This is a genomic window from Gammaproteobacteria bacterium (assembly GCA_027296625.1).
GTDB lineage: Bacteria > Pseudomonadota > Gammaproteobacteria > JAKEHO01 > JAKEHO01 > JAKEHO01.
The window spans coordinates 1-4,328 of the sequence record JAPUIX010000165.1; the positions used below are offsets into that span (position 1 = coordinate 1).

Genomic DNA, 4,328 nt, shown 5'->3' on the forward strand with positions numbered 1-4,328 from the left:
AATTCGACGGCCTGATATTTCGGGAAATGGGCTTCGATGTTGACGACCTCGACCCCGGCACGCGGGCGTCGATGAACGGCCAAGTCGCCGCTACGGTTAAATATCCCGAGTGGCTACGTCGCCAGCCCGCCGACGTTCAGAATGAAGCGCTTGGCATCACACGGGCGAAGCTATTCCGACAGGGCAAGCTGTCGGTGTCTGCTTTTCCGAAGCTGAACGATTGCCCTTTTGTCTTCACCAGAACTCGCAAAACGCCAGTTTCCGGTTTTTCAAAAGCGAAACTAACAATCGACGACAAAATTCTTGGCGCTCGACAGAAGAATGACGAGGAGGCAACTCCCCTGCCCGACTGGACCTTTCATGATCTTCGGCGAACGGCGACGACGGGCATGGCGCGACTGAAAGTCCCACCACATGTCGCCGATGCTGTTTTGAACCATAAAGAAGGAGCGATTGCAGGAGTAGCGGCCATTTACAACAAGTATGCGTACTTGCCGGATCGTCGGCGCGCCCTAACGAAGTGGGAAAAGCACGTTTTGAAGCAGGTTGTCTAATGCGGACAGTGATTTTGTCCTTCATCGCGCTGCCCAGAGTCAGCGAAGACATCCATAGTGACGCGATGAGGACAGGACACGAGGTCGTAGCGCATGGACGTCGTGATCGGAACTGGCATCTCTGCGCCCCTTATTCTCATGCCGCCTGCTCCAAGGACCAGCTCACCCTCTGAGCTATGAAGTTGGCAAATGGGCCAATGTTGAGATCGATGCTCGCCTCATCCAGAGCTTGCATATAGTCCTTGCGGTCCTCAACGCGAATCACTGTCCACGGATAACCCCCTGAGGCGAGGAATGCGTTCATCGTAAAACGCGCCATACGGCCATTGCCGTCTGGATAGGGGTGGATATAGCCAAAGAGCCAGTGGCCCAGGACGGCGCAGACTGCTGGTTCGGTCTCATTTTCAAGAAGATCGAATAAGGCTGGCATGGCATCGCGCACCGCTTCCCAACGCGGCGGCACGTAGCGAGAACCGCGTATATAGACCGCATTATCGCGATAACCGGCGAGCGCTGATGCCTGAATAAGCCCTGCCGCAACAGAGGGCTGGAAGAGCCCCCGATACCAGTCGCGATGGGCTGCTCTTACGATCTCTGCTGGCTTCTCCCCGCCGATGATCATCGTAACCGCGTCTTTTACAAGCTGAAAGGCTTGCCAATAGCCGCGTGCCGCTAACGCATCGCGGCTGTCACGATCATCATCATGATGATCGGGGTTCCAATTTCCAGCACGGACTCGCTCTATGAGCTCAGGTGTTACGCGGTAACCTTCGATGGATAACGAGTGATAGGCATCGCTTTCGTAAATCTCATCGACGAATTTGAGGTAGGTTTTTTTGTTCTTTGGCAATCCAGGCGCAGGCGGGAATGCGTCCAAGACAACGTCACGAGAGGACTGCCACAAGGCCTCCAACCGCCCGACGATTGGCGAGGTGCCGACTCTTAAGTCCGTGAATTTCTGCTCTTCGGTAAAGGGATCGGACTCGCGGACATCGTAGCCTGCAGCTTTCATGGCCGAGAGTATGTCGTCGGCGATATCGGCCCGGCCAATCCGCCGAAAAGCCCCGACAAGTCTGCCAGCAACGACCGAATGGCCGCCATCGAGGAGCTTTCCAAGAACTTCCGAAGAGTCTCCAATGTTTGAAAGAGCGACCTGCGCTTCGATGGGATAGCGCTGATAGAAATTCTCTGGGACCTTAATGAGCGCAGCCGGGATTGAGAAAAGCCGTAACCCGTCACGGTCAACAATATCACCCTTGGGTGGCATCTGCTCTTGTTTGAGATCGTAGAGGGATGTGCCGAATAGGAGCTTGATCGTGTTCGAGGTTCCTTTGGGCGTATAGATGATGACCTGGGGCGGTATGACATTACTTTCAGCGTGAAGGAGCAACGACTGCTCAGGCGATAAATGCCAGTCATTGCCAAAGCGCTCTTGGCAGTAGCGCGCGCAAAACTCCCAGAATGAGGCATACCAGGGCGTGCTGTCTCCTTCAGCCGTTTCCGGGCTGGATGAGATGAGCCAGCCCTTCATGACTTCTGCAATGAAGCCAAGCTTTAGAAGGCGCTCTCTGTGGACACGAGTAAGCTCTTTGGACTGGAAGACCTTCCGCCCATCGCTTTGAAGCTTTTTGAGCTCACTGAGTGAAGCCGCTAATTTTTCGTTCGGTGTCGCCATTAGGTTCCTGTTGCCGTCGGAGCGATACACGTATTTTATGCCGCATCATTACAAGTATATATTGCGGTGCATTAACAAGTCAATAATGTCGTATAATTACACGTTTTTAACGTTGTGCGAAAACACGTATATTATGTAAGACCTAGGCGTCAACGGTCCCGATCCCTATAGGGCTTACCCCTTCGATTCCTGCCCCCAGGACCGCCTGAAGGGGGTTTGGGACCACTGGAACCAAGACCACCATGGCCGGGCCGGTGAATCTGTGGCGAACGATCTCGCTCCACCCCATACACCCGTTATGGGAATCGGTGAATAAACGGCTAAATCGGAGCCCTGCCGGTTCAATGTCCGCTTTTTGCCCTTTTACGTCCGCTTTACCCCCGAAAGCGGACATTTTTCGGATTAGCGTTTACGTCCGCTTTACCCCCGTTAACGGACATTGTTCGGGTAGGCCAATATGTCCGTTCCTGACCCATAACGGACATTCTGACTGCCTATTGCGGATGCGTTTTCAACCACTCGCGGGCGAGCCGCTCCGCTTCGGCGATTTGCGTAGGAGTCATTTCCTTCGCGATGAAATCGCGACTGGTCGCGGCGGTGTCTTGATATCTTGACGCCACCAAGAAATACCACATGTACGCCCGTACCATGTCGCGCTCAATGCCCTCGCCGTATCGATACATCGTCGCTAATGCGGCTGGTGCAGTCCGATGACCCATCGATGCAGCACGATCGTATAATCTGACCGCCTCGCGCATCTTGTTCTTCGGCCCCGGGCCGATACGGTACGAGTTGGCAAGCTGATATGCAGCGTCGGGATCGTTGTGTTCTTCGGCCTTGCGAGCCCATTCCGTTGCTATAGCAATATCAGCCTTAACGCCGTCGCCGGAAAAGTAAATAATCGCCATCTTTAGTTGCGCGGGTGGATGGCTGTTTTGGGCTGCTTGGCGCCACCAATTATGTGCCTGCAATTTGTCCTCTCTTACGGCCATACCGCTCGCATACGCTTGTCCGAGCGCGTACTGCGCCTCCTGATCCCCCTGTTCAGCACTGGCCAAATTGGTTTCAAACTCCGACAACTTGGCTAATTCGGTTTTGGCGTAACTGTTGCCTGCGTCGGCGGCTTTGGTAAGCCAGACTTTTGCCTCCGTGCGGTCAACAAGATCATCGGGTGCGTAAAGCAGGGCAGCTCCGAGAGTTGCTTGTGCTGGCGTGTACCCTTGCGCGGCAGCCTTTCGCAGCATGTCGATTTTCTTCGCTTTGTCATCAAGCGAAAAAGCAAACTTATATTGTGCCTTGGCACTTCCGGTGTTTGCCGCAATTCTGAGGAGCTTAACCTCCATCGAGAGAAACTTAGCGTGATCACTTAAATTAGAAAGCGCGTCAACATCCCCACGTTGGGCCAACGCATATAGCCTAACAATGTCGGCCAGTTGTTTATTCCTGGTTTCAGCATCTTCTGCGAGGCGGCTCGCGTAAACAGGGGTGCCGGTTTCTCCATACGCAATAACCATATGCCCTCTGTCACCACAGATTCCCGGTGCCGCCAGAATGCCCAAAGTTGAGATTGCAAGACCATCGCCACTCGGACATTTAACCGCTGAAAAACCCAGCCCAAAGTTATAGACAAACAGTTCGTATGGTCCCGATTTAACCGTCTCGTCCGGCCCACCCAGTTCATTTTCGATTGCAGAACGGTTCGACTCGGGTCCGACGACAGACACATCCGCCTCAGGGTATGCGACGACCGCGCACCCCGTTAGAACGAGAGCGGTCGTGCAAGCGACGATTGGGTTAGGGCAACGCATATTTCGCATTACCGCGATATTCTGCGCCCATTAATGGGCAAAGCAAAGCCGTTTAGACATCCACAAAATCAGCCCCCAACGGTCAACCGCTGTATGTCCGTTATTGGCTATTAACGGACATTGACGGACCTATCTGGAATGTCCGTTGTTGGGGGTAAAGATGCTATGAGGCCGAAGGACTTGGCCTCAAGCTCCTTCGATTGTTCAACATCGATCTGAAGGAGCACCCGATGACACAATTTGCAGTATCGACGACCACCGAACAGACTATTTACGCCGCGCTGGAGCTGA

Annotated in this window: 3 protein-coding genes; 1 reads left to right on the forward strand and 2 read right to left on the reverse strand. The window is 53.8% G+C overall.

Annotated elements, in window-relative coordinates; genetic code table 11:
* On the forward strand, positions 1-554 hold a 554-nt coding region (locus O6944_10095), incomplete at its 5' end, for a hypothetical protein (protein MCZ6719487.1).
* 136 nt (positions 555-690) lie between these two features.
* On the opposite strand, the gene O6944_10100 is transcribed toward O6944_10095, so the two are convergent.
* Together O6944_10100 and O6944_10105 are read right to left on the reverse strand one after the other, a co-directional pair.
* The gene (locus O6944_10100) at positions 691-2,229 is read right to left on the reverse strand and encodes a Fic family protein (GenBank protein ID MCZ6719488.1); all 1,539 of its coding nucleotides are present in this window, start codon (positions 2,227-2,229) and stop codon (positions 691-693) included.
* Between the two features lie 494 nt (positions 2,230-2,723).
* Positions 2,724-3,953: a tetratricopeptide repeat protein gene (locus O6944_10105; protein ID MCZ6719489.1), complete on the reverse strand. Its 1,230-nt coding sequence runs from the start codon at positions 3,951-3,953 to the stop codon at positions 2,724-2,726.
* Positions 3,954-4,328 lie beyond the last annotated feature (375 nt).

Bases quoted from the DNA above. Each gene is read 5' to 3' on its own strand.
- O6944_10100 (MCZ6719488.1), bottom strand. From the start codon at position 2,229: ATGGCGACACCGAACGAAAAATTAGCGGCTTCACTCAGTGAGCTCAAA.